This is a genomic window from Saccharopolyspora dendranthemae (assembly GCF_007829955.1).
GTDB classification, from domain to species: Bacteria; Actinomycetota; Actinomycetes; order Mycobacteriales; family Pseudonocardiaceae; genus Saccharopolyspora; species Saccharopolyspora dendranthemae.
Genome location: NZ_VIWX01000006.1, coordinates 281846 through 304935, shown reverse-complemented (window position 1 = coordinate 304935; position 23090 = coordinate 281846). Strand labels below are relative to the sequence as shown.

Sequence of the window (23090 nt, the reverse complement as noted above, 5' to 3'; positions counted from 1 at the left end):
CGGGGAGCTTTCGGGCTCGGAGCGCAACGCGGTCAGATCCGGACACCGCCGCTGGCGTCGATCCACTGACCGGTGGTCCACCCGGCGTCGCGGCCGGCCGCGAACGACACCACCGCGGCGATGTCCTCGGGCTGCCCGAGCCGGTCGAACACCGACTCCGCCGAGTAGTTCCGGCGGATCTCCGGGTTGCGCAACGTCGGGTTGATCTCGGTCTCGGTGAAGCCGGGAGCGACCGCGTTGACCGTGATGCCACGCGGTCCGAGTTCCTTGGCCAGGGCGAGGGTGAAGGTGTCCAGGGCCCCCTTGCTCATCGTGTAGGCGATGATCGCGGGATAGGCGAAGCGGGTCGTCACCGACGAGACGTTGACGATGGCGCCGCCGTCCCGGATCCGCTCCAGTCCACGTTGGACGATGAAGAACGGGGCCCGGGTGTTGATGGCGAACAGTCGGTCGTAGTCCTGCTCGGTCACGTTCGCGATGGTGCGCGGCAGGGTGATGCCGGCGTTGTTGACCAGCACGTCCAGCCCGGATTCGGCGTCCTGGGCGGCCAGTTGGCGGTCGAACTCCGCCCACAGCGCGTCGGCGTCGCCGGGGACCCCGAGCTCGGCATGCACCGCGAACGCGCGGCCGCCGTCGGCGATGATCTCCTTCACCGTCCGCTCGGCGGCGTCGTGGTCGTGGCCGTAGTGCACGGCGACCAGGGCGCCTTCGGCGGCGAGGCGCCGGCTGATGGCCCGGCCGATGCCGCGGCTTCCGCCGGTGACCAGGGCGGTGCGGCCCTCGTGCGGGGTGGTGGTCACGGTCGTCTCCTCAGACGTCGAAGTCGAGCGCGAGCTCGTCGGTGCGCGGGCGGGCGCGGCAGGCGAGCGTGTAGCCGCCTGCCAGGTCGTCGGCGTCCAGCGCGTGCTGCGGTCCGAGCGCGACCTCACCGGAGAGGACCTTCGCCCGGCAGCTGCCGCACACGCCGTCGCGGCAGGAGTAGGGGACCTCGGGGCGGTGCCGCAGCACCGCGTCGAGCACCACCCGGTCCTGCGAGAGCATGGTCACGCTGCTGGTGCGACCGCCGAGGGTCGCGCTGATCCGGCCGCCCCGGGATTCGGGCTCCGGCGCCGGTCCGGGCGCGGTGGAGGCGAACAGCTCGGTGCGGACGTCCTCCGGCGGAATACCGTCCAGCGCCTCGCGCGCGGTGGCCAGCAGGCCGGGCGGACCGCACAGCGCGAACTGCGCGCCGGGCCGGACGTCCAGCAGCTCCAGCAGCCGCCGCAGCTTCGGTGGGTCGATCCGGCCGGTGCACAGCTCGCTGCCGCCGCGCTCGCGGGAGAGCACGTGCAGCACGTCGAAGCGCTGCACGAACTCGTCCTTGAGCAGCGCGATCTCGTCGGCCAGCAGCGCGTCGGCGGCGGTGCGCGCGGAGTGCACCAGCGACACCCGGCAGTCCGGGTCACCGCGCAGCGCGGCGGCGGCCATCGGCGCCAGCGGGGTGATCCCGCAGCCACCGGCGATCAGCACGTGGTGCGCGCCCCGCAGCTCCGGGAGCCCGAACTTCCCGGCGGGCGGCGACAGCTCGACCACGTCGCCCGCCGCCAGCTCGCTGCGCGCGTAGGTGCCGAAACCGCCCGGCGTGACCGGCTTGAGGACCAGCCGCAGCGCGGCCGGGTCGTCGGGAGGCGGGCACACCGAATAGCTGCGCCGCAGCTCGCCGTGCCGGACCACGACGTGCTGGCCCGGCCGGTGCGCGAACGTCCCCGCCAGCTCCGGCGGCACGTGCAGCGACAGGGCCACGGCTTCGGCGGTGAGGTGCTCGACGCGGGTGACTTCCAGCGGGTACCAGCCCGCGGTGGTGGTCGTGCTCAGGGGAGTCACCTCACATCGCCGTGATGCACGGGAAGATCTCCCGGCACTCCGCGCAGCGCAGCATCGACTGGCAGCGCGTCGGACCGAAGGAGCTGTGCGGTCGGGTGTCCTGCGAACCGCAGTGCGGGCAGGGAGTCCCCAGACCCAACCCGAGCGAGGTCGGCGTCCCGGACGAGCCGATGTCCGCTGACGTTCCGGGCCGGGGTCCAGTGGCATTCCGGTCGACGGGTGGCGCGATGCCGTGGGCGGCGAGCGCGTCGCGTCCGGTCGGGGTGATCAGGTCGGGTGTCCAGGCGGGGGTGAGCTCGTGCCGGACCCGGCCGTCCGGGTAGCCGCAGTCGCGCAGCACTCCCTCGATGGCCTCGGTGATCGCCGGGATCGCCGGGCAGCCCAGGAAGGTCGGCGTGAACCCGACCTCCACGCACCCGTCGCCCGCGGCCTCCGCGGAGCGGATCACCCCGAGCTCGCCGAGCGTGATCATCGGCAGTTCGGGGTCGGGCAGCGCTTCGACCCGGGACCGCACCCGGTCGAGGTCCTCGCGCGCGATCACCACGTGCCTCCCGGGAACTGGCGGTGCACCGACTGCATCTCGGCGACCAGCGGGCCGAACGCCTCGGTGTGCAGACCGGCCCGGCCGCCGGTGGCGTGCCAGTCCGGTGCGGGCTCGGTGAGCTCGGCGCGGGCGAGCACGTCGGCGACGCCCTCGTGCCAGGCCGCGCGCACCTCGTCCGGGCGCGGGTGCAGCCCGGCGTCGACCAGCCGCTCGGTCACCGGGTCCGATTCGAAGAGCTCGGCCGCGTGGGGCCAGATCCGGTCCAGCCCGGCCTGCATCCGGCGCGCGCTCTCGGCGGTGCCGAGGCCGAGCCGCAGCGTCCAGCCGGAGGCATGCCTGCGGTGCGAACCGACCTCCGCGGCCGCCCGCGCGGCGAACGCGGCCAGCTCGGCGTCGCCGCACCCGGCCAGCCGCTCGTAGAACGGGACCGCGTAGTGGGAGAACACCAGGTGCCGGGCGATGGTCACCGCGAAGTCGCCGTTCGGCAGCTCCACCAGCAGCGCGTTGCGGAACTCCCGCTCCGTGCGGCCGAAAGCCAGGTCGTCCTCGTCGCGACCGCTGCCGTCCAGCGCGCCGCTGCGGGACAGCAGGACCCGGGCGTGGCCGATGAGGTCGAGGGCGATGTTGGACAGCGCCAGGTCCTCCTCGATCATCGGCGCGCGGGTGATCCACCGGCACAAACGCTGTCCGAGCACCAGTGCGTCGTCGCCGAGCCGCAGCGCCAGCTCGGCGAGGTCGGCGTCCTGGGCGCGGGTCGTCGTGGTCACCGGCTCACGCATCGCGGCCCTCCTCGGCCGTCATCGGGTACTGCTCGGGATACCGGTAGGGCTTGTGGCGGGCGTTGCTGAAGAACGCGTCGTGCTCGTCGGGCGAGGAGGCGTGCACCGACGCCGAGGCCACCACCCACAGCGACAGCGGGTCGCCGCGCCGCGTGTAGAGGTCGCGGGCGCGCGTGAGCGCCATGTCCGGGTCGGCCGCGCGCACCGATCCGACGTGCTGGTGCGCCAAACCCCTTCGCGGGCGCAGGAAGACCTCCCACGAGGGTGCTCCGCCGGTCATACCGCGGCCTCCGCGGTCTCGCGGGCGGCGTAGGCGGCGGCCGCTTCCCGCACCCACGCGCCGTCCGAGTGCGCGGCGACGCGGTGGGCGATCCGCTGCCGCGCCGAGTGCGTGTCGTCGCCCAGCGCGTCCCGGTACACCTCCCAGGTGATCGGGGTGAAGTCGTAGTGCTCGCGCTCGGCGTTCCAGCGCAGGTTCGGATCCGGCAGCTCCAGGCCCAGCGAGGAGGCCTGCGGCACCACCTGGTCGACGAACCGCTGCCGCAGCTCGTCGTTGGTGTGCCGCTTGATGCCCCACGCCATCGCCCGCCGGGAGACCACCGCGCCCATCGCGGCGGTGCGCTCGTCGGCGCCCCCGGCGACCGTGTCGGGCGGGCCGAACATCAGCGCCACCGCGGGCAGCCACCAGCGGTTCACCGCGTCCTGGGCCATCTCGCGCTGCTCGGGAGTCCCGGAGCACAAGGCGCGCAGCTGGTCGTAGCCCTGCCGCACGTGGAACGTCTCCTCCTGGCAGACCCGCCGCATCGCCCGCGCGTACGGCCCGTACGAGGTGTGGCACAGCGGGGCCTGGTTGAGCACCGCCGCGCCGTCGGTGAGCCACGCGATCGCCCCGGTGTCGGCCCAGGTCAGCGCCGGGTGGTTGAAGGTCGCGGCGAACCGCTGCCTGCCGTTGTGCAGCGCGTCGAGCAGCTCGTCGCGGTCGGTTCCCAGCGTCTCGGCGGCCGAGTACAGGTACATGCCGTGGCCGGCCTCGTCCTGGACCTTGGCCAGCAGCACGGATTTGCGGTGCAACGACGGCGCGCGGGTCAGCCACGCGCCCTCCGGCTGCATCCCGATGATCTCGGAGTGGGCGTGCTGGGCGATCTGCCGCAGCACCATCCGCCGGTAGCCGTCCGGCACCCAGTCGCGCGGTTCCACCGCGGAGCCGTCCCGCAGCAGCGCCTCGAAGCGCTCGTTGAGCTCGTCCTCGGACTGCGGCGCGCTCATGGCTTCCCGCCCGCACCGGTCCGCTCGCCTCGCCTGCGCACCCCGCATCACTCCCTCAAGCGATCACCCGACGGCCGGTGCCGCGGGATTCCACCGGAGAAGAAGAGTGCCGGGGAAGCGCCGGCTATCCCGCTCGGCCGCGTGAACAAGATCACCGGGGTCGCGGGGAATGAGAGCGCCCGCGCGCGCCTCTTGTGGGACGACACACCGTTGTCGAAGAAGCGAAAGAGGTTGCCATGAGCACCATCCGGACGTTGCTGGTCGAACTCACCGGCACCGCCGAGTTCGCCGATTCCGTCGGCGACGACGTTGACCTCGCCGCCAGCGGCATCGACTCCGGCGACCTCGTGCGCCTCGTGCTGCTCGTCGAACAGCGCACGGGCGTCGAGATCACCGCCGAGGACGTGGAGGAGCTGCGCACCATCGCCGACTACGAGCGCTTCGTCGCCGAGCGCGCGGCCACCACCGGCGGTGCGTGATGTGGCTGACGCAGCTGGCGGAGCGCAACCGCCAGTGCTTCCCGGACCGCACCGCGCTCGTCGACGAGCACCGCAGCACCACCTGGGCGCAGTTCCACGACCGCACCACCGAGCTGGCCCGCGGGCTGGTCGAGCGGGGCGTGCGGCGCGGGGATCGGGTGGTGGTGCTGTCCCAGGACCGCATCGAGGTGCTGGAGAGCTACTTCGCGATCGCGCGCATCGGCGCGCTGTTCGTGCCGCTCAACCACAGCGTCGCCGCCCCGGAAGCCGCCGAGATGATCGAGCGGGTCGGAGCGGTCGCGATGCTCGGCGAGTCCGAGCTGCTGGACCGGCACACCGAGCTGCCGTCGGTGCGCGTCCGGATCGCCTTCGACAAGCCGGAGTTTGCCGAGCTGGGCAGCACCGCTGAGCCGGTCGAGCTGCCCGAGGTGCTCGACACCGACCCGGTGGCCGTGCTGCACACCTCGGCCACCACGGGCCGCGCGAAGGGCGTGACCGTGGACGGCGGCTCGTTCCGCGCCATCGCCCTCGGGTGGCTGGTGCAGGCGCGGCCGACCGACGACATCGTGCTGGTCAACTGCTGCCCGCTGTACCACGGCAGCATGGTGGTCTCGCTGACCTACATGGCGGCGGGCGCGACGCTGGTGCTGATGCCCGGTTTCACGCCGCAGCGCGCCCTGGCCGCGGTCGAGGAGCGCCGCGCCACGCACATGTGGCTGGTCCCGCAGATGCTGCGGTTCATGTTCCAGGCGAAGGCGGCCGAGACCGCCGACCTCTCCTCGCTGCGGGAGATCCTCTACGGCGCGGCGCCCATGCCGATCGACGTCTACACCGACGCGGTGCGCCGGCTCGGCTGCGGGTTCCGCCAGGTGTACGGCATGACCGAGGTCGGCGGCCCGTTCGTGACCCTCGGCCCCGACGAGCACCCCGAACCCGGCGACGCCACCGTCCGCATCCCCTGCGGCCGGGTCATCCCGGGCATGTCCGCGCGTGCCGTGGACAAGCGGGGCGCGGAGCTCTCACCGGGCGAGATCGGCGAGATCGTGGTGCGCGGTCCCGGTGTCATGCAGGGCTACTGGAACGACCCGGAGGCCACTCGCGAGGTCACCCTGGACGGCTGGATCGTCACCGGCGACCTCGGATTCCTCGACGAGCACGGGCGGATCCACCTGGTCGACCGCAGCAAGGACGTGATCATCCGGGCGGGGCAGAACGTCTACCCGTCGGAGATCGAGCGGGTGCTGATGGACCACCCGGCGGTCCGGGACGCCGCGGTCGTGGGCGTGCCGGACGACGACTACGGCGAGGTCCCGCTGGCCCACGTCGTCGCCGAGGGCGCCACCGCGGCGGAACTCCTGGGCCACCTCAAGGAGAACCTCGCCCCCTACAAGCGCCCCCGCCGCATCGAGTTCACCGACGCGGTTCCGCGCAACCCGGCGGGCAAGATCCTCAAGAAGCAGCTCCGATCCTGATCCCGCGAGGGGAGGGAGGTTTCAACGGGAACCTCCCTCCCCTCGCGCGTCCGGAGCGCTTTCCGAGCGGTCGTCACCTCGGGTACGTGGTGGGGGAAGTTTTCATGAGAACTTCCCCCACCACCCACGGAAGCCGGGGTGTCAGTCGAAGGTCGTGAGAAGGGTTTTCGCGACCTGCGCGATCGGGTTGGGTTCGGTCATCTCGTAGTGGTTGCAGTCGATCGGGTGGTCGTGGAGGGTGCCGGTGACGTGGCGGCGCCAGTGGACCGCCTTGTCGGGGGCGAGGGCGAAATCGTCCGCGGCGCCCGGGACGTCCTCGATGGCGGTGAAGAAGACGACGTCGCCGTCGAAGGTGCCCGGGGTGAACTGCGGGGCGATGCGGAGGCTGTTGCGCATCACCTCGGCGATCGACGTCGCCTCCTCGCGAGTCACCGGAGAATCCCCTGCGGGCAGGTGCGAGATCCGGTCCAGGACCTCGGCCACGTCCTCGGCGCCGGTGAGGCCGGCGACTCGGCCGAGCAGGCCCGCGACCTGGCGCTCGATGCCCTCCGGCGTGTAGGGCAGGCCCTCCGGTAGCGGGGCGTCGAGCATCGCCAGCAGCTCGACCTCCTCGCCGTCGGCTTGCAGGGCGCAGGCCATCGCGTGGGCGACGAAACCGCCGTAGGACCAGCCGAGCAGGCGGTACGGGCCGTGCGGCTGGACCTCCCGGATCAGGTCCACGTAGGACCGCGTCATCTCGGCGGCGTCGGCGGCGGGCGGCCGGGTGCCGTCGAGGCCGAACGCCTGGATGCCGTGAACCGGCCGGTCAGCGCCCAGGTGCGGCAGCAATCCGGTGTAGCGCCACGCCACGCCCGCGCCCGGGTGGAGGCAGAACAGCGGGGTCTCGGCACCCTCGGCGCGCAGCGTCAGCAGCGGGGAGAGCGCGTTCGGGCTCGGACCGTCGGCTGCCAGCGCCCCGGCGATCGTGGGCGCGGCCAGCAGCGCCGCCGCGGGCACGTCCAGCAGCCCGGCCTGCCGCAGCCGTCCGGCCAGCAGCACCGCGCGCATGGAGTCGCCACCGAGGTCGAAGAGGTTGTCGTCCAACCCGATCCCGCCGATGCCCAGCGTCGCCTGCCACACCTCGGCCACCGCCCGCTCGCGATCCGTGCTCGGCGCGCGGTGCGGAGTGGTCAGGTGCGGGCGCGGGGTGAGCTCGGGCTCGACCGGTTCCGCCCGCTGCGGGGAGTCGGTGCGGGCGCCGGGGGCGTCGATCCAGTGCCGGTGCCGCTCGAAGGCGTAGCCGGGCAGCCGCACGCGCCGCGGCTCTCCCGCCACCTCGGGCAACGCCGAGTCGACACCCGCGCTCCAGAGCCGTCCCAGCGCGTCGGAGAGCACCAGCCCGTCGGGCCGCTCCGCCTTGGCGTGCCGCATCGTGGTGACCGCGCGCGCGTCCGGGAACCGGGCCTGGGCGAGCTTGGTGAGGCTGTCGCCCGGACCGATCTCCACCAGGACCGGCTGATCCCCGTCGCACAGGGACGCGATGCCATCGGCGAAGCGGACCGTGCGGCGGAAGTGGTCGATCCAGTGCTGCACGTCGGTGACCTCGTCTCCGGCCCAGGTGCCGGTGACGTTGGTGACGTACGGGATCCGCGGCGGACGCGGCGTCATCGCGCGCAGGTGACCGGCGAAGGTGTCCACCACCGGGTCGAGCACGTGCGAGTGCGCGGCGGCGGCGACCCGCAGTCGCCGGAACGGCAGCTCCCGGCGGGTCAGCTCGTCCTCCAGCCGCGCCACGGCGTCCACCTGCCCGGCGACCGCGCAGGCGTCCGGGCCGTTGATCGCGGCCAGCGACAGCCGGTCGTCCAGCAGCGGGCGCACCACCTCGGCCGAGGCGGCGACCCCGACCGTCGCGCCGCCGGAGGAGACGATCAGCCGCATCCGCTCGGCGACCACCGGCAGCATCTCGGCCAGGTCCAGCGTTCCAGCCAGGCACGCCGCGGTGTACTCGCCGAGCGAGTGCCCGATCAGCGCGTCCGGCACCACCCCGGCCTCGATCAGAGTGGTGGCCAGCGCGTACTCGGTGACGACCAGGGCCAGCAGCGCCGCCTGGCTGCCCGGCTCGGCGTGCTCGAACAGCGCGGTGCGGATGTCCTCGCCGGTCACCGGGCGCAGGATCGCCGCGCAGCGGTCGATCGCGTCCCGGTAGACGTCGTCGTCGCGGTAGAGCTCGGCGCCCATGCCGACGTACTGGGTGCCGCCGCCGGGCAGCAGGAACGCGACCCGCGGTGGTTGCTCACCGACCGCCGGACCGGCCGGGCCGGTGGCCCGCAGCGCGGCGACGGCCTCCTGGGTGCTGGAGGCGCTGACCGCGAGCCGGTGCGGCCACGCGGGGCGGTCGACGCGCAGCGAGTGCGCCACGTCGTCGAGCCGCAGGTCCGGGTTGTTCTCCAGGTGCCGGGCCAGCGTCTCGGCCTGGCCGCGCGCCGCCCCGGCGGTGCGCGCCGACAGCGGCAGCACCTGGCGCCGGTCTTCCTCGGCTGCGCGCGGGACCTCGGGCTGCGGCGGTGCTTCTTCGAGGATCACGTGCGCGTTGGTGCCACCGATGCCGAAGGCGCTGACCGCCGCGCGCCGGGGGTGCTCGGCCTCCGGCCAGGGCTCCAGCGCGGTCGGCACCCGGAACGGGCCGGACGGGAAGTCGATCAGCGGGTTGGGCTCGTCGAAGTGCAGGTTCGGCGGGATCTCCCGGTGTTCCAGGGCGAGCACGGCCTTGATGAACCCGGCGATCCCCGCGGCGGCGCCCAGGTGCCCGATGTTGGTCTTGACCGAGCCCAGCGCGCAGAACCCGGTCTCGGCGGTGGATTCCCGGAACGCGTCGGTGAGCGCGGAGACCTCGATGGGATCGCCCATGCGGGTCGCGGTGCCGTGCGATTCGACGAGGCCGATGGTGCCCGCGCCGACGTCGGCCTGGGCTTGGGCGGCGAGGACGACCTCGGTCTGCCCGGCGGTGCTGGGCGCGGTGAAGCCGACCTTGCGGCGCCCGTCGTTGTTGATGGCCGTGCCCCGGATGACCGCGCGGATGCGGTCGCCGTCCTCCAGCGCGTCCTCCAGCCGCTTGAGCACCACCACGCCCACCCCGTCACCGGAGGAGGTGCCCGCCGCGTCGGCGGCGAACGCGCGGCAGTGCCCGTCGGGCGAGAACGGCCCGTCGGGGACGTGCCGGTAGCCCAGCAGCGCCGACGGGTTCAGCGACACCGCCCCGGCCAGCGCCGTGTCGCAGCGGAATTCGAGCAGGTCCTGGCAGGCGGTGTGCAGGGCGACCAGCGCGGTGGAGCAGGCCGTCTGCATCGACACGCTCGGCCCGGTCAGCCCCAGCTCGTAGGAGATCCGGGTCGCGAGCGTGCCCAGCGAGTTCGCGGTGGCCGAGTGCACCAGCTCCACGCTGCCCGGCTGACCGGCGAAGCGCGGGTGCACGTGCGCGGGGTAGTAGCGGCTGTCGCCCGCCCCCGCGTACACGCCGGTGGCCGACGCCGCCGCCGAGTCCGGGTGGCCCGCGTCTTCGAGCGCGTGGTGGGCGGTCTCCAGCAGCAGCCGCTGCTGCGGGTCGACGACAGCGGCCTCCGCGGGGCTGTAGCCGAAGAACCCCGAGTCGAACCGGTCCATTCCGTCCACCGTGGACGCCATGCGGACCAGCGCGGGATCGTCCAGGTCGTGCGGGTCACCGCCCGCCGCCAGGAACTCCTCGTCGCTGATGGCCCGCACCGATTCCCGCCCGGCAGCGAGGTTCGCCCAGAACTCGTCCACATCGGACGCTCCGGGGAAGCGTCCGGCCATGCCGATCACGGCGACGGCCGGGAGCTCCTCCGGCGTGGTGTCATCCATTCCCGCGGTCCTTCCGCTCCCGGCGGCGGGCGCTGCGCGCGTCCCGCTGCCGCTGTGCACGTTGCTTGGCCCGGTCCAGGCCGCTCGGCTCGGCCCGCTGGTCGGGTTCGGGCGCGGCGGCCGCGGTGCCCCGCTCGGCCAGGTGCCGGGCCAGCGCCCGCACCGTGGGGTGGGCGAACAGGTCGACCACGCCGAGCTCGCAGCCGAGCGCCTTGTTGATGGCGGTCTGCGCGGTGACCAGCAGCAGCGAGTTGCCGCCGAGGTCGAAGAAGTTCTCGTCGCGACCCACCACGTCGCGTCCGAGCACGCCGCTCCAGATCCCGGCGAGCTCGCCCTCCAGCCGTCGCAGGTCGTCGCCGCCGGTCTGCTCCTTCCGGGCCGACGTCCCGGCCGAGCGCAGCACCCACGTGCCCGGTTCGGCTCCGGCCGACGCGGCGGCGTGCAGCTCGCCGAGGTCCGCGCCGTCCTCCAGCCCGACCCGGCCGGCCAGCCGCCGCAGCTGCCGCACGGGCGCGCGCACGTGGCTGCGCACCCATGGCGCGGTGCGATCGGCGCCGATGAGCACGTGCGGTTCGGCGAGCCCGCGGGCGAAGTCGAACGACCGCAGCGCCATCGCCGCGTCCAGCACCCGGTAGCCGCGGACCTCGGTGAGCGCCGTGTGCTGGTAGCCGCGGCTCATGCCGCGCTCCCGCCACATGCTCCAGGCCAGGCTCTGGCCGGGCAGGCCGCTGCGCCGCCGGTGCACGGCCAGGGCGTCGAGGAAGGCGTTGGACGCCGAGTAGGCGGCGTTCATCGCGCCGCCGAAGTGCCCGTTCACCGAGGAGAACGCGATGAACGAGGTCACCGGGTGCTCGGCGGCGATCTGGTGCAGCGTCCAGGCGCCGAGCACCTTCGCCGCGAGCGCGTCCTGCCAGTCGGAGGCGGCGAGCTCCTGCACGGGTCGCTGGTCGAAGCCGCCCGCCAGGTGCAGCACTCCGGTCAGCGGCAGCCGCCACTGCGCCGCGGCACCGTCCACAGCGGACCGGACCTGCTCGGGGTCGGTGACGTCGGCGGTCGCGTAGCGCACCTCGCCGAGCTGCTGGAGCCGTTGCAGCGCCGCGATCCGGTCCGCGACGGCGCCGCCCTCGTCGAGGTGCCGCTGCCAGGCGTCCTCCTCCGGCAGCGGCGTGCGGCCGAGGACCAGCAGGCGGGTGCCCGGGGTCTTGAGCAGGTGCGCGGCCAGGTCGACGCCGACGCCGCCCAGGCCGCCGCTGAGCAGCTGGAAACCGTCCCGCTGCGCGGGTTCGGCCGGCTCGGGGTGCTCCGGCAGCGGGGCGAGCCTGCGCGCGTACCGCTGTCCACTTCGGACCGCGATCTCGGTGTCGGCGGGGTGCCCGGCGGCCTCGACGAGGATCGCCTCCAGCGGGTCCTCGCCGGCGGCGAGGTCGAGGTGCACGCCCCGCAGCCACGGCAGTTCCTCCCGCAGCGACTTCAGCAGCGCACCGGCCGCGGCGTGCGCGGGCGAGGGCAGCTCGTCGTCGGCGACGGCCTGCGCGCCGGACGTGACGAACAGCAGGTCCAGCGGTCGCGGTCGGCCGGGCCGATCCGCCAGCGCGCGGGCCAGGACCAGCAGCGATTCCGCGCCGCCTTCCCACGGCTGCTCACCGGGTTCCCTCGCCGCCAGGTGCAGGACGAGGTCGGGTTCCCGCCCGTCGTCGGCCAGTGCTGCCAGCAGCGCGGCGTGGTCCTGCTCGTCGGGCGTGATCCGGTAGGTCGCCGCGTCCACGCGCTCGAACTCCGCGCCCGGGGTGACGACCGTGCACAGGCCCCCGTCGGCGCGCAGCCGCCCCGCGATGCGCTCGGCCAGGTCCGCGTCCGCACCCGCGAGCACGAGCGCGTGCCGGGCGGTTCCGGTGCGGTGGGAGGACTCGGCCCGCTGCCACACCGGCCGCAGGAACCAGTCCGGCACCGTGGCCGCCGTGCCCAGCAGCAGCTGGGACTCGCGCACCGCGGCGTCGAACTCACCGGCCTCGAAGCTCTTGCGCAGCTTCGTGCGCTGGATCTTGCCGATCTCGGTCTTCGGGATCTCCTCCGGGACCACCGGGATCAGGAACGTCGGGCTCACCCCGATCTCGCGGGTGACCTTGCCGCCGATCTCGCGCAGCGCGGTGGCCGGGTCCTGCCCGTCGGCCAGGTGCACGAACAGCGCGAGCTCGTCGGTGCTCACCGAGGGGTCCGAGCGCACCGCGCAGGCGGCGGTGAAGCTCCGCACCACGCTGGGGAGCTCCTCGACGCACGCCTCGATCTCGTGGCTGTAGTGGTTGACGCCGTTGACGATGATGACGTCCTTGGCGCGGCCGGTGATGAACAGCTCGCCGTCGCGCAGGAACGCCAGGTCGCCGGTGTCGAACCAGCCGTCGGCGGTGAACGATTCGGCGTTGGCCTTCGCGTTGTCGTGGTAGCCCTCGGTCACCGAGGTGCCGCGCACCTGCAACCGGCCCGCTTCGCCCGCGACGAGCAGCCGGTCCTGCTCGTCGACGACCCGCATGTCGAAACCGGGGTAGGGCAGGCCGCAGCTGACGAACGACTCGTCGTGGTCCGGGACCTCGCCGGGCAGCTCGACATCGGTGACCACGGAGCAGGTCTCGGACATGCCCCAACCCGGGTGCATCACGTGCTGCGGCAGCCCGAACGGCCGCAGCGCGTGCAGGAACCGGCGGGCAGCGGAGGCCACCACCACCTCGCCCGCGTTCATCACCAGCCGCACCGGCGAGAGGTCCCAGTCCCGGCCGGTGAACTCCTGGGCGTGCTCGGCCAGCAGCCCGAACGCGAAGTTCGGCGCCCAGGTGACCGTGACGCGGTGCCGGTCCAGCAGTTCCGGCCAGCGCACCGGTTCCTCCAGGATCCAGGAGGTCTGCGCGTGCACCTGGCGGCAGCCGAGGTAGACGTCGCGGAGGTGGAACATCACCACGCCGGTGACGTGGTCCAGCGGGATCCAGTTCAGGGAGACGTCGTCGGGGCCCAGCGCGTTCATCGCCTCGGTCGCCGCCGAGCGGGTCAGCACCGCTCGATGGGTCTGCCGCACGGCCTTGGGCAGCCCGGTGCTGCCGGAGGTCATCAGCAGCAGGAGCAGGTCGTCCGGCGCGGCCTCGTACCAGTCGCGGTCCTCGGGGCCCGCGCGCAGCTCATCGGCGGTGGTCAGCTCCAGGTCCGGCCACTGGTCGCGGGCGGCGAGGTCGCGGATCCCGGCCTCGTTGCCCGGTGAGGCCACGATCAGCGGGCGGCCCAGCATCCGCCAGATGCCCGCGAGCTTGGCCAGCGCCGCCGAACCGGTGGCGTACGAGCCGGGCACGGTCAGCGGCACCGCCACGAACCCGCCCAGGACGCAGCCCCACAGCACGGCCACGAAGTCCTCGGTGTCGTCGCACTGGAGGATCACCTGGTCGCCCGGCCGCAGACCGGCGCCGCGCAGACCCGACAGCACCCGGGAGGCCTCGACGACGAGGTCGGCGTAGCGGGTGCGGGTCTCGGTGCCGTCCGGGCGGACGTGCACGATCTCGCCGTCCGGGTTGGCTGCCGCGCGGGTGAGAGCCGAGGCCCAGTCCGGCACCGACGGTTCGGGCAGGGTGCGCCCCTCGGACAGCGCCGGGACGGTGCTCGGCCGGGACGCGGGGCCGGTTTCGGCGATCTGCGGGGAGCTCTCGCGCGGGATGCCGACGTGGCGGCGTTCCAGCTCGGCCGGGACGTCCTCCAGCCGCACCTCGGCGTCGCGGACCCCGTGGACGGCGGCCAGCCGCCGCTGCCACTCCTGCGCCGCCCGGTCGTCGACCGGCGAAAGAGCGTGCAGCGCATCGGTGTCCACCGCGCCGTCGGGGAGGCGGGGTAGGTCGCTGACGGCGACGACCCGGGCCGCACCGGCGAGGGCGCGCTCCACCTGGTCGACCGCGCCCGCCCGGTCCGGCACCACGTGCACCGCGAGCTCCTCGCCGGTGAGCACCACCGCGTCGCGGATGCCGGGGACCGCCCGGGCGGCGCGCTCCACGGCGGCCGCGGTGGCGGAGTGCCCGGCCGGGGTCACGGCCGGTCGGTCGCGAGTGGTGAGCGCGCTGATCGGCGAGTCCGGGGCGGCGCAGGCGGATTCCAGGACCTCCCGCAGCGCGCGGGCGAACTCCTCCGCCGTGGCGGGTTCGTAGAGGTCGGTGGCGTACTCGACGTGCAGCTCCAGCCCGTCCGGCACCTGCCGGTCGTCGTAGCGCTCCAGCACGTCGACGAACAGGTCGAACTTGGCGGTGCCGGTCGCGGTGGGCCGCAGCGCCGCGCGGTCCGCGCCGAGCTCCAGCACCGCGCTGTCGTTGTTCTGCAGCGCCAGCATCACCTGGAACGCCGGGTGCCGGGACGGGTGCCGGGCGGGGTTGAGCTCCTCCACCAGGCGGTCGAACGGCATGTCCTGGTGGTCCAGGGCCTTCAGGTCGAACTCCCGCGCCCGCGCCAGCAGCGCGCGGAACGCCGGGTCGCCGCCGGTGTTCGCCCGCAGCACCAGAGTGTTGGTGAGCAGTCCGATCACGTCGTCGAGCGCCGGGTCGGCGCGACCGGCGACCGGGGTCCCCAGCACCACGTCCTCGCCGGCTCCCCAGCGGGTCAGCAGGGCGCTCACCGCCGCGTGCAGCACCATGAACAGGCTGGTGTCGGTGGATTCGGCCAGCTCCAGCAACCGGCCGTGCAGCTCGGAGTCCACCGTCGAGGTCGTGCTCGCGCCCTCGCCCGCGCTGGTGTCGGGACGGGGCCGGTCGGTGGGCGGGGAGCTCTCGGCGGGCAGCCCGGCCAGCGCGGTGCCCCAGAACTCGGTGAGCTGCTCGATCCGGCCCGCGCCGGGGGCGAGCAGCTGCCGCTGCCAGATCGCGTGGTCGGCGTGCTGCACCGGAAGCGTCGCGAACTCCGGCGCCGCGCCCGCCGCCCGAGCCCGGTAGGCCGTGCTCAGGTCGTCGGCCAGCGGCCGCAGCGACCAGCCGTCGGCGGCGCTGTGGTGCAGCAGGATCAGCAGCGTCCGCTCGCTCCCGGCGCCGAACACCCCTGCCCGCAGCGGACTCTCGCGGGTCAGGTCGAAGCGGTGCCGGGCCGCGGCGGAGACCTGGGCGTCGACCTCGTCGGCCGGGCAGTCCACCACCCGCAGTTCGGGCCGCAGCCCGCCGGGCGCCAGCACCCGCTGGTGCACCCCGGACTCGTCGGGGGCGAAGACGGTGCGCAGGCTCTCGTGCCGGTCGGCGAGGTCGCCGAGCGCGGTCCGCAGGGCGTCGACGTCGACCTCGTGGCGCAGCCGCACCACGAGCGGGATGTTGTAGGTCGCGGCGTCGCCGAGCCGGTCGAGGAACCACATGCGCTCCTGCGCGAACGACAGCGGGATCCGCTCGGGGCGCTCGACGGCCGTCAGCGCGGGCAGCCGTGTCCCGGTCGCTTCGCCGACGCGCGCGGCCAGGGCCGCCGGTCGCGGCGCGTCGAACAGCTCGGAGATCGGCACGTCCGCGCCCGCCTCCGCGCGCAGCCGCGCCAGCAACCGGGTCGCCAGCAGCGAATGCCCGCCCAGGGCGAAGAAGTCGTCCTCCACGCCGACCTCGGGAAGGCCCAGCACCTCCGCGAACAGCCGGCACACCAGTGCCTGCTCGGGAGTGCTCGGCGGGATTCCGCCTGCGGCGGCGGCGAAATCGGGCTCCGGCAGAGCGGCGGGGTCGAGCTTCCCGTTGGCGGTCAACGGGAACTCGTCCACGAGCACGCACGCCGGCGGAACCATGTGCTCGGGAAGCCGGGCTGCCAGGTGTGCCCGCAGCTCGCCCGGCTCAGGACGCTTCCGGGCGGGAACCGCGTAGCCGACCAGTTGCGGCTGACCGTCGCCGCCGCGCCGGACCACCACGGCCGCCTGCGCCACCGCCGGATGCTCGGCGAGCACCGCCTCGACCTCGCCGGGCTCGATGCGGAAACCGCGGATCTTGACCTGCTGGTCGGCGCGCCCGACGTACTCCAGCACGCCGTCACGGCGTCGCCGCGCCAGATCGCCGGTGCGGTACATGCGGGTTCCCGGCCGCCCGAACGGGTCGGGCACGAACCGCTCCTCGGTCAGCTCCGGCCTGTTCAGGTAGCCCGGAGCCACCCCGGGACCGGACACGTGCATCTCGCCGACCACGCCCGGCGGCACCGGCCGCCCCTCGGCGTCGAGCACGTGCACCCGCAGGTCGGCCAGCGGGCGGCCGATGACGCTGGCCCGCCGCGGGTCGTCCAGCTCGGCCCAGGTAGTGCGGTGGTGCGTGACGTGCACCGTCGTCTCGGTGATGCCGTACATGTTGACCAGCTCGGGCGAGTCGAGACCGCGGCGCTCGGCCCACGGGCGCAACCGGTCCGGCTGCAGCGCCTCGCCGCCGAAGACCACGTACCGCAGCGCCAGCGGACGCCCGTCGTCGGCCTGCACCAGCTGCTCGAACGCCGACGGCGTCTGGTTGAGCACGGTCACGCCCTCGGTGGCCAGCAGGTCCAGGAACTCCCGCGGCGAGCGGCTCACCGCGTGCGGGACCACGACCAGACGCCCGCCGTGCAGCAGCGGACCCCACAGCTCCCAGACGGCGAAGTCGAAGGCGGAGGAGTGGAACAGCGTCCACACGTCGTCGGTGCCGAAGTCGAAGTGCTCGGCGGCGGACTCGAACAGCCGCAGCACGTTGGCGTGCGGCACCGGCACGCCCTTGGGGCGTCCGGTGGAGCCGGAGGTGTGGATGACGTAGGCGATGTCCTCGGGTCCGGTCGGACCGGTCCGCTCGGCGTCGGTAAGCGCACCGGTCGCGCGCCCGGCGAGGTCGCGTGCGGTGGCGGAGTCGTCGAGCACCACGACCTCGGCCGCGGAGTCCGGCAGTGAACCGGCGTGCGCGGAGTCGGTGATCAGCGCGATCGGCTCCACGTCGTCGATGACCAGCCGCAGCCGTTCGGCGGGATGCGCCACGTCGAGCGGGAGGTAGGCCGCGCCCGTCTTGAGCACCGCCAGCAGCGCCGCGACCAGCCGAACCCCGCGCGGCAGCGCCAGCGCCACCGCGCCGCCGGGTCCGGCGCCGCGCTCGACCAGCAGCCTGGCCAGCCGGTTGGCCTCGGCGTCGAGCTCGGCGTAGGTCACCGATTCGTCCACGAAGGACACGGCGGTGCGGTCCGGCACCCGCGTCGCCTGCTCCTCGAAGCGGCGAGCCAGCGTCGTGGTCACCGAGTGCTCCGGCGCGACGACGTCCTGCGGTTCCTCGCCGGGCAGCAGCAGGTTCGCCGCGCCGACCGGCAGTTCCGCATCGGCCTCGGTCAACTGCCGCAGCACCAGCAGGAACCGCTCCAGGTGCGCGCCGAGCTCGACTTCGTCGTAGAGCCCGGGGTTGGCGTCGAAGGCGATCCACAGCCCGTCTGGATCGCCTCCGGGCCGGATCGAGATCTGCAGGTCCTCGACCGCCCCGCCGGACAGGTGGTGCGAGGTGGACGGGCTGCCCGCGAACACCAGGTCCTCGCTGAACGGCACGACGTTGACCACGGGCCCGTGCAGCCGCCGCCCGCCGCCGAGCATCCCGAGGTCGCGGCGCAGCGATTCGCCGCGGTACTGCTGGTGCCGCCGCAGCGCCCGCAGCTCGTCGGCGACCGCGCCGGCGAGCTTGCCGACCGGCGTCTCCGGTGCGGCCGCGATCCGCAGCGGCAGGATGTCGGAGGCGGTGCCCGGGGTGCGCAGCGCCGCGCTGCCCAGCCGGCTCATCGTGGCCAGCCCGAGCACGAGGTCGTCCGCACCGGTCATCCGGTGCAGGTAGGCGGCGATCGCCGTGACCAGCAGGTCCGTGCGCGCGACCCCGAGACGGGCAGCGGCCGTGGACAGCACCTCGGCCTCGGCCGGGGACAGGTCGGTGGTGCGACGCAGGAACGGCGCGACCGGTGCGGCGGTGCGGTCGGTCAGGCGGGTCGGCTCGGGGAGGCCGGCCAGCTGCTCGGCCCAGTGCGCGCGGTCGCGCGCGCAGCGCTCGGAGACCAGGTAGGCGGCCTCGTCCTCCTGCAACTGCAGCACGGACTCGAAGCGCCCCGGCGCCGGTTGCTCACCCGCGGCCAGCGCGGTGTAGGTGTCGGCCAGCCGCCGCGCGACCATCTTGTAGCTGTAGCCGTCCAGCAGGACGTGGTGCGCGCGCAGGAACCAGATGTGGTGCTCGGCGCCCAGCGTCAGCAGCGCGTGCGAGAACAGCGGCCCCGCCTCGAAGTTCACCGGAGTGGCCAGGTCGCGGTGGATCCACTCCTCGGCCGCGGCCTTCGGATCGGCGGCGTCGCGGAAGTCCAGCCTGTGCAGGGGCCAGTCGTCCCCGGCGCCCAGGTCGCACCGCGGCCCGTCTGGGGTGTCGAGGAAGCGCAGCGCGAAGGTGTCGATCTCGGCGACGGTCCGGCGCAGCGCGGTCTCGAAGAGCTCGGCGTCGACCGGCCCGTGGATCTCCACGTGCTCACCGGTGTTGTAGGCGGCGCTGCCCGGCGCGAGGCGTTGGGCGAACCAGAGGCCTTCCTGCGCCCCGGACAGCGGTCGACGATCGTCGCGACGGACTGACATGGCACCAACCTTCAGCGGCGAGCGGTATTCACACGGACCACGGCGCCCGTTCCCGCGCCCGGTCGACCGGTCGTGGGCGCACTGTTTGCGCGCGCCCGACCACCCCGGACCTGCGACGCGGGAAGCGACGGGAAATCCGGGGTGAATGATCGGGGAAGAGTGCGTTCGCGCGTTCGGCGGGAATCGCGTTGGCATTCGCGGGATCCCGTTGCGTCGTGAACCTTGCCCGAGCGCTGCTCGACGGGTCAAGACCGGATATACCGGGAGGATTATCCGTTCTAGAGAAACACCTAGAATGTGGCCGAGCGGTCGCCGGGGTGCAGTGATCAGGCCCATTCGAGTCCCCGTCGGAACCGCCGGAACGCGGAGCGGCCGGAGGCTGCACGGGTGAACGTCACGGGCCGGAAATCGCTGTGCGCAGCCGTGATGGCGACCTCGACGTGCGGCCGGAGTGGTCTTCGTCATGCTTCGCGGAGCTGCGGTGCGAGCGTGAACCTGGGGAAATCCCTAGCTTCTTCGGTCCGTGTCTTGATTTCTCCTCGGTGTCCCGACTTTTCTGGTTTCGGCCCTGCCGGATTTCGGTCGAAGTGCGGGGAAAGCGCGTGTTGAGGAACGTTGTTCGTTCTCCCGGAACCTTCGGGGGCGACGGCGTCCGGAAAGGGCGGTAGCGATGCGACGCGCACTGTGCCCGGTGGAAACCCTCTACGTCGGCCAGCGCAGCAGAGCCGTGCTCTCCTGCTCGGTGCGCGGACGCGTCTACGCGGCGCTGCTGGCGCGTGCGTTCGACGAGGTGATCGCCGAGCACCCGACGCTGCGCGCGCGGATCGTGCCGGACGGTTCCGGCCACGCCTTCGAACTCCTCGGTTCGCGGGAGCGGCCGCGGCTCACCGTGCGGACCGGGGTGGATGCCGCCCACGACGACGAGCTCAACGATCCGCTGCCGGTCGGCGGCCCACTGGTGCGCGCGACCCTGGCCAGTGACCCGGAGGATTCCGCGGAACAGCGCCACATCCTCGTGATCTCGGTCGACCACGCGGTCATCGACGGCCACAGCGCGATCGCGCTGCAGAACGCCGTCTGGGACCGCTACCGCGCGCTCGTCGACGGCGAACCGACCCGCGCGCCCGCGCGCGAACCCGGCTGGCCCGCCCCGATCAGCAGCCTGCTGCCGCCCGCCGACGAGGCCGCCACCGCCGAGTACCTGCGCTCGCGGCTGGCCGAGGCCCGGCGGAACCCGGTCGAACTCCTCCCGTACGACGGACCGGGCAGCGGCGGCCGCATCGAGATCCGCAGGCTGCTGCTGGACGCCGAGAGCACCACCGCCCTGCGCGACTCCGCCCGCGCGGCGGGGATTTCGGCGCACGGGCTGATCAGCGCGGCGCTGCTGTCCGTCGCGCGCGCCCGCTTCGGCGGCGACGCCCCGCGCGTGCTCGGCTGCCTGTCGCCGGTCGACCTGCGTTCCCGGCTCGTCCCGTCGGTGCCGCCCACCGAGATGGTCGCCGCGGTGGCCACCCACCTGCATGCGCTGCCGGTCGCAGCGGACCCGGAACCCGTTGCGATGGCCCGGGAACTCACCGCGCACCTGCGCGCCGCGATCGCCCGCGGCGAGCACTTCCACGACATGCGGATCACACCGGAGGTCCCGCGCAACCCCGCGCTGCAGATGGCCACGGTGATCGCGACGAACATGGGTGCGGTGCCCTGCCCCCGCTTGCCCGCCGGGCTGGAGCTGACCGACGTGCGCCTCGTGCCCGGCCGGGAGCACTACTTCCCGCAGGCCGGACGCAGCCCGCTGATGGCGTGCGTCGTGACCTTCGGCGGGCGACTGGCCGTCGAGCTGCCGCACCACACCGCCTGCTTCAGCGCGGAGTTCATGCGCGCGTTCCGCGACGACCTCCGCTCCGCGCTGCTCTCGCTGTCCGCACCGCACGAGCTCCCCGCCTGAGCGCACCCGACCGGTTTCCCCCGAGGAGCGAGCCTCCGAGATGAAGACCGCGCACGAACCGAATCCCGTCCTCGCACTGCTGCCGCGCGCCCAAGCCGGCGAGTCGCAGGCGATGAACGAGCTGCTCATGCACATCACGCCCTACGTGGCCCGGGTGTGCACCTCGGTCGCCCCGCACCACAGCTCCGATGCGATGCAGGAGGCGCTGCTGGCGATCTACCGGGGCTTGAGGACGCTGCGCGAACCCGCGGCGTTCTTCGGCTGGGTCCGCTCGGTGACGGTCCGCGAGGCCGTCCGCACCGTCAAGCGCCTCAACGACAGCACGACGTACTCGCCGGTGGAAGCCCGCCACGACTCGAACCCGCTCGACCGGGTGCACATCAACGACGTCCTGGAACGGCTGTCGACACCGCACCGGGAGGTGCTGACCCTGCGGGCGTGGGGCCTCAACGAGGAGGAGATGGCCGAAACCCTGCACCTGCCCCTCGGCACGGTCCGCTCCCGCCTCCACCGGGCCCGCCGCTGCTTCCAGGAGGCCTGGTACCCCTCAGCGGCCTGACGCACCGCCCTCCGCAGCCGGCGCGTTCGAATGTCGCGCGAAGTTCGAAAAACCCTGCTCAGGGCGTGCCTCGGGGGTCAGAAGCGGAAGCGCAGGAGGCGGCCCAGGCGGTTGAAGGTGGGGATCTTGGCGGCCGCGCGGAAGGCCAGTCTGGCGGGCAGCGGGTAGCTCGCCAGTTCCGGTGCCTCCAGGAACGAGATCTCCGAGACCAGCCGCAGGGCGGGGATTCCCAGGCCGTTCGGGTCGTCGATGCCCCAGTGCAGGCGGGAGCCCGAGCGCGTCACCGCGGGGTTGGCGACGTTGTTGAGGTGGATGCTCGGCGTGTTGAACGCGTCGAACAGCACCTCACCGCTGGGGAAGTGCGCCACGATCCGGCGCAGCAACGACAGGCCGTCCGATTCCGTCAGGTACATGGTCAGGCCCTCGGCGACCACGAGAACGGGCCGGTCGGAGGGGATTCCGTCCAGCAGGTCCGGGTCCGCGACGGAGCGGCCGACGGTGTGCCGGTTGCTCGACGACGGGAACAGCTGCTCGCGCAGTGCGATGACCTCGGGCTGGTCCACGTCGTACCACTGGACGTCCGCGGGCGGGTTCACCCGCTCGAAGCGGCTGTCCAGGCCGCAACCCAGGTGCAGCACGGTCATGCCCGGGCGCAGCGCGTCGCGGACCTGGTCATCGATGGCGTTGGCACGGATCGCCACCGAGAGCGCGTTGCGCGCGAGCATCCCGAACCGGGTGAAGTCGTAGTCGACGCGGCTCACGGCGTCGTCAGCCCACCGGTCGTGCAGCGTCGGTTCCGGCGAGCGGTTGTCCAGGGCGCGCAGGTACAGCGTGGCGAGCATCGTCGCGGCCGGCCCGGTCAGCTCGATCGGGATCCGCTTCTCCCGCTCGAAACCGAAGCGCACCACTCGCATCGCGTCGCGCAGCGGTGCGACGGCGTTCATCGCCTTCGCGATGAACCGCTCGCGCGGCGCGACCTTCGCGACCCCGGGGAGCGTCGTGACCGCGACCGCCTTGCGCAGGTGCAGGCCGGGGACCTTGATCTCCAGGTCCTGCGGATCGCGCACTCCCCAGTGGAAGCCGGCGCCGGTGCTGCGGAGGAAACCCGAGTACTTCGCCGCTCGGACGGTCCACGGCGCGACCACGTCGAAGAGCATCTCGCCGCGACCGAACCGCTCGACCAGCCGCCGCAGAAGCGCGACTCCGTCCTGCTCGGTGAGGTACGGCGTGAGGCCTTCGGCGATGACCAGCGTGGGACGCCCGGCCGGGATCTCGTCCAGCCACCCGGTTTCGGTCACCGAGGACGCGATCGTGCGGTGGTTGTCCCGAACGTGCGGGTACAGCCGGTCGCGCAGCTCGACGACGTCGGGCATGTCCACGTCGAACCACTGCGCTTCCGCGGGCAGGTCGAGGCGGAACGGCCGGGAGTCGAGGCCGCACGCCAGGTGCAGCACGACCGCGTCCGGGTGTTCGGCGAGGAACTCGCGCGCCCTGTCGTCGATCTCCTTGGCGCGCAGGACCACTGCCATCATGTCGCCGGAATCGAGTCGCAGGCGGGAGAAGTCGAAGTCGATGCGTGCCACCAGCTCGTCGGCTGCTCGGTCGCCGAGCACCGGATCGTCGCGGCGGCTGTCGAGGGCGCGTGCGTGGAGAGGACCGAGGAGCGTCTGCTGCGCTCCGGTCAAGCGGATCTGTTCGGCCACGGCGCAACGCTACTGGGATCCCGGCGGGAGGGGCGTCAGCGGCGCGTAAAAAAAGG

13 protein-coding genes are annotated in these 23090 nt (G+C 73.4%); 4 read left to right on the top strand and 9 right to left on the bottom strand.

The genetic code is table 11. The features are described from left to right. Nucleotides 1–32: 32 nt before the first annotated feature. From FHU35_RS25875 to paaA, 6 genes are read right to left on the bottom strand one after another with little or no spacing between them, the layout of a single operon-like run. A complete protein-coding gene (locus FHU35_RS25875) occupies nt 33–800 on the bottom strand; it encodes an SDR family oxidoreductase (protein ID WP_145744357.1) in 768 nt (255 codons plus the stop codon). 10 nt (nt 801–810) lie between these two features. Further along, complete coding sequence (locus FHU35_RS25870; RefSeq protein WP_145744354.1) at nt 811–1863, bottom strand: 2Fe-2S iron-sulfur cluster-binding protein; 1053 nt, start codon at nt 1861–1863, stop codon at nt 811–813. Between the two features lies 1 nt (nt 1864). Then, complete coding sequence (paaD, locus tag FHU35_RS25865; RefSeq protein WP_222429499.1) at nt 1865–2404, bottom strand: 1,2-phenylacetyl-CoA epoxidase subunit PaaD; 540 nt, start codon at nt 2402–2404, stop codon at nt 1865–1867. Next, the gene (paaC, locus tag FHU35_RS25860) at nt 2401–3186 is read right to left on the bottom strand and encodes a 1,2-phenylacetyl-CoA epoxidase subunit PaaC (RefSeq protein WP_145744349.1); all 786 of its coding nucleotides are present in this window, start codon (nt 3184–3186) and stop codon (nt 2401–2403) included. The genes paaD and paaC overlap by 4 nt, the downstream gene beginning before the upstream one ends. Beyond that, the gene (gene paaB / locus FHU35_RS25855) at nt 3179–3466 is read right to left on the bottom strand and encodes a 1,2-phenylacetyl-CoA epoxidase subunit PaaB (RefSeq protein ID WP_145744347.1); all 288 of its coding nucleotides are present in this window, start codon (nt 3464–3466) and stop codon (nt 3179–3181) included. Before paaB ends, paaC begins: the two co-directional genes overlap by 8 nt. Further along, nucleotides 3463–4452, bottom strand: a complete 990-nt coding sequence (gene paaA, locus FHU35_RS25850; RefSeq protein WP_145744345.1) for a 1,2-phenylacetyl-CoA epoxidase subunit PaaA — start codon at nt 4450–4452, stop codon at nt 3463–3465. Before paaA ends, paaB begins: the two co-directional genes overlap by 4 nt. 236 nt (nt 4453–4688) lie before the next feature. Here paaA and FHU35_RS25845 point away from each other — a divergent pair, with 236 nt between their 5' ends. Continuing rightward, on the top strand, nt 4689–4931 hold the full coding sequence (locus tag FHU35_RS25845; RefSeq protein WP_145744342.1) for an acyl carrier protein: 243 nt from the start codon (nt 4689–4691) through the stop codon (nt 4929–4931). Then, nucleotides 4931–6403, top strand: a complete 1473-nt coding sequence (locus FHU35_RS25840) for a class I adenylate-forming enzyme family protein (protein ID WP_145744340.1) — start codon at nt 4931–4933, stop codon at nt 6401–6403. Before FHU35_RS25845 ends, FHU35_RS25840 begins: the two co-directional genes overlap by 1 nt. A gap of 141 nt (nt 6404–6544) precedes the next feature. Here FHU35_RS25840 and FHU35_RS25835 read toward each other — a convergent pair whose 3' ends face one another. Next, entirely contained in the window at nt 6545–10261 is a 3717-nt protein-coding gene (locus tag FHU35_RS25835) for a type I polyketide synthase (RefSeq protein ID WP_145744338.1), read from the bottom strand. Next, entirely contained in the window at nt 10254–18827 is an 8574-nt protein-coding gene (locus FHU35_RS25830) for a non-ribosomal peptide synthetase (protein ID WP_145744336.1), read from the bottom strand. The genes FHU35_RS25835 and FHU35_RS25830 overlap by 8 nt, the downstream gene beginning before the upstream one ends. Before the next feature lie 670 nt (nt 18828–19497). Between FHU35_RS25830 and FHU35_RS25825 the strand changes: the two genes are divergently transcribed. Together FHU35_RS25825 and FHU35_RS25820 are read left to right on the top strand one after the other, a co-directional pair. Beyond that, the gene (locus tag FHU35_RS25825) at nt 19498–20772 is read left to right on the top strand and encodes a phthiocerol/phthiodiolone dimycocerosyl transferase family protein (protein WP_145744334.1); all 1275 of its coding nucleotides are present in this window, start codon (nt 19498–19500) and stop codon (nt 20770–20772) included. Between the two features lie 40 nt (nt 20773–20812). Beyond that, nucleotides 20813–21331 (top strand): RNA polymerase sigma factor, encoded by a 519-nt coding sequence (locus FHU35_RS25820; protein ID WP_145744331.1) that lies wholly within the window; start codon nt 20813–20815, stop codon nt 21329–21331. Nucleotides 21332–21408: 77 nt separating this feature from the next. On the opposite strand, the gene FHU35_RS30055 is transcribed toward FHU35_RS25820, so the two are convergent. Continuing rightward, nucleotides 21409–23034, bottom strand: coding sequence for a class I SAM-dependent methyltransferase (locus FHU35_RS30055; RefSeq protein ID WP_246110578.1), 1626 nt, complete (start codon nt 23032–23034; stop codon nt 21409–21411). Nucleotides 23035–23090 lie beyond the last annotated feature (56 nt).

Bases quoted from the DNA above. Each gene is read 5' to 3' on its own strand.
- paaC (WP_145744349.1), bottom strand. From the start codon at position 3,186: ATGCGTGAGCCGGTGACCACGACGACCCGCGCCCAGGACGCCGACCTC.
- paaB (WP_145744347.1), bottom strand. From the start codon at position 3,466: ATGACCGGCGGAGCACCCTCGTGGGAGGTCTTCCTGCGCCCGCGAAGG.
- paaA (WP_145744345.1), bottom strand. From the start codon at position 4,452: ATGAGCGCGCCGCAGTCCGAGGACGAGCTCAACGAGCGCTTCGAGGCG.
- FHU35_RS25845 (WP_145744342.1), top strand. From the start codon at position 4,689: ATGAGCACCATCCGGACGTTGCTGGTCGAACTCACCGGCACCGCCGAG.
- FHU35_RS25840 (WP_145744340.1), top strand. From the start codon at position 4,931: ATGTGGCTGACGCAGCTGGCGGAGCGCAACCGCCAGTGCTTCCCGGAC.
- FHU35_RS25835 (WP_145744338.1), bottom strand. From the start codon at position 10,261: ATGGATGACACCACGCCGGAGGAGCTCCCGGCCGTCGCCGTGATCGGC.
- FHU35_RS25830 (WP_145744336.1), bottom strand. From the start codon at position 18,827: ATGTCAGTCCGTCGCGACGATCGTCGACCGCTGTCCGGGGCGCAGGAA.
- FHU35_RS25825 (WP_145744334.1), top strand. From the start codon at position 19,498: ATGCGACGCGCACTGTGCCCGGTGGAAACCCTCTACGTCGGCCAGCGC.
- FHU35_RS25820 (WP_145744331.1), top strand. From the start codon at position 20,813: ATGAAGACCGCGCACGAACCGAATCCCGTCCTCGCACTGCTGCCGCGC.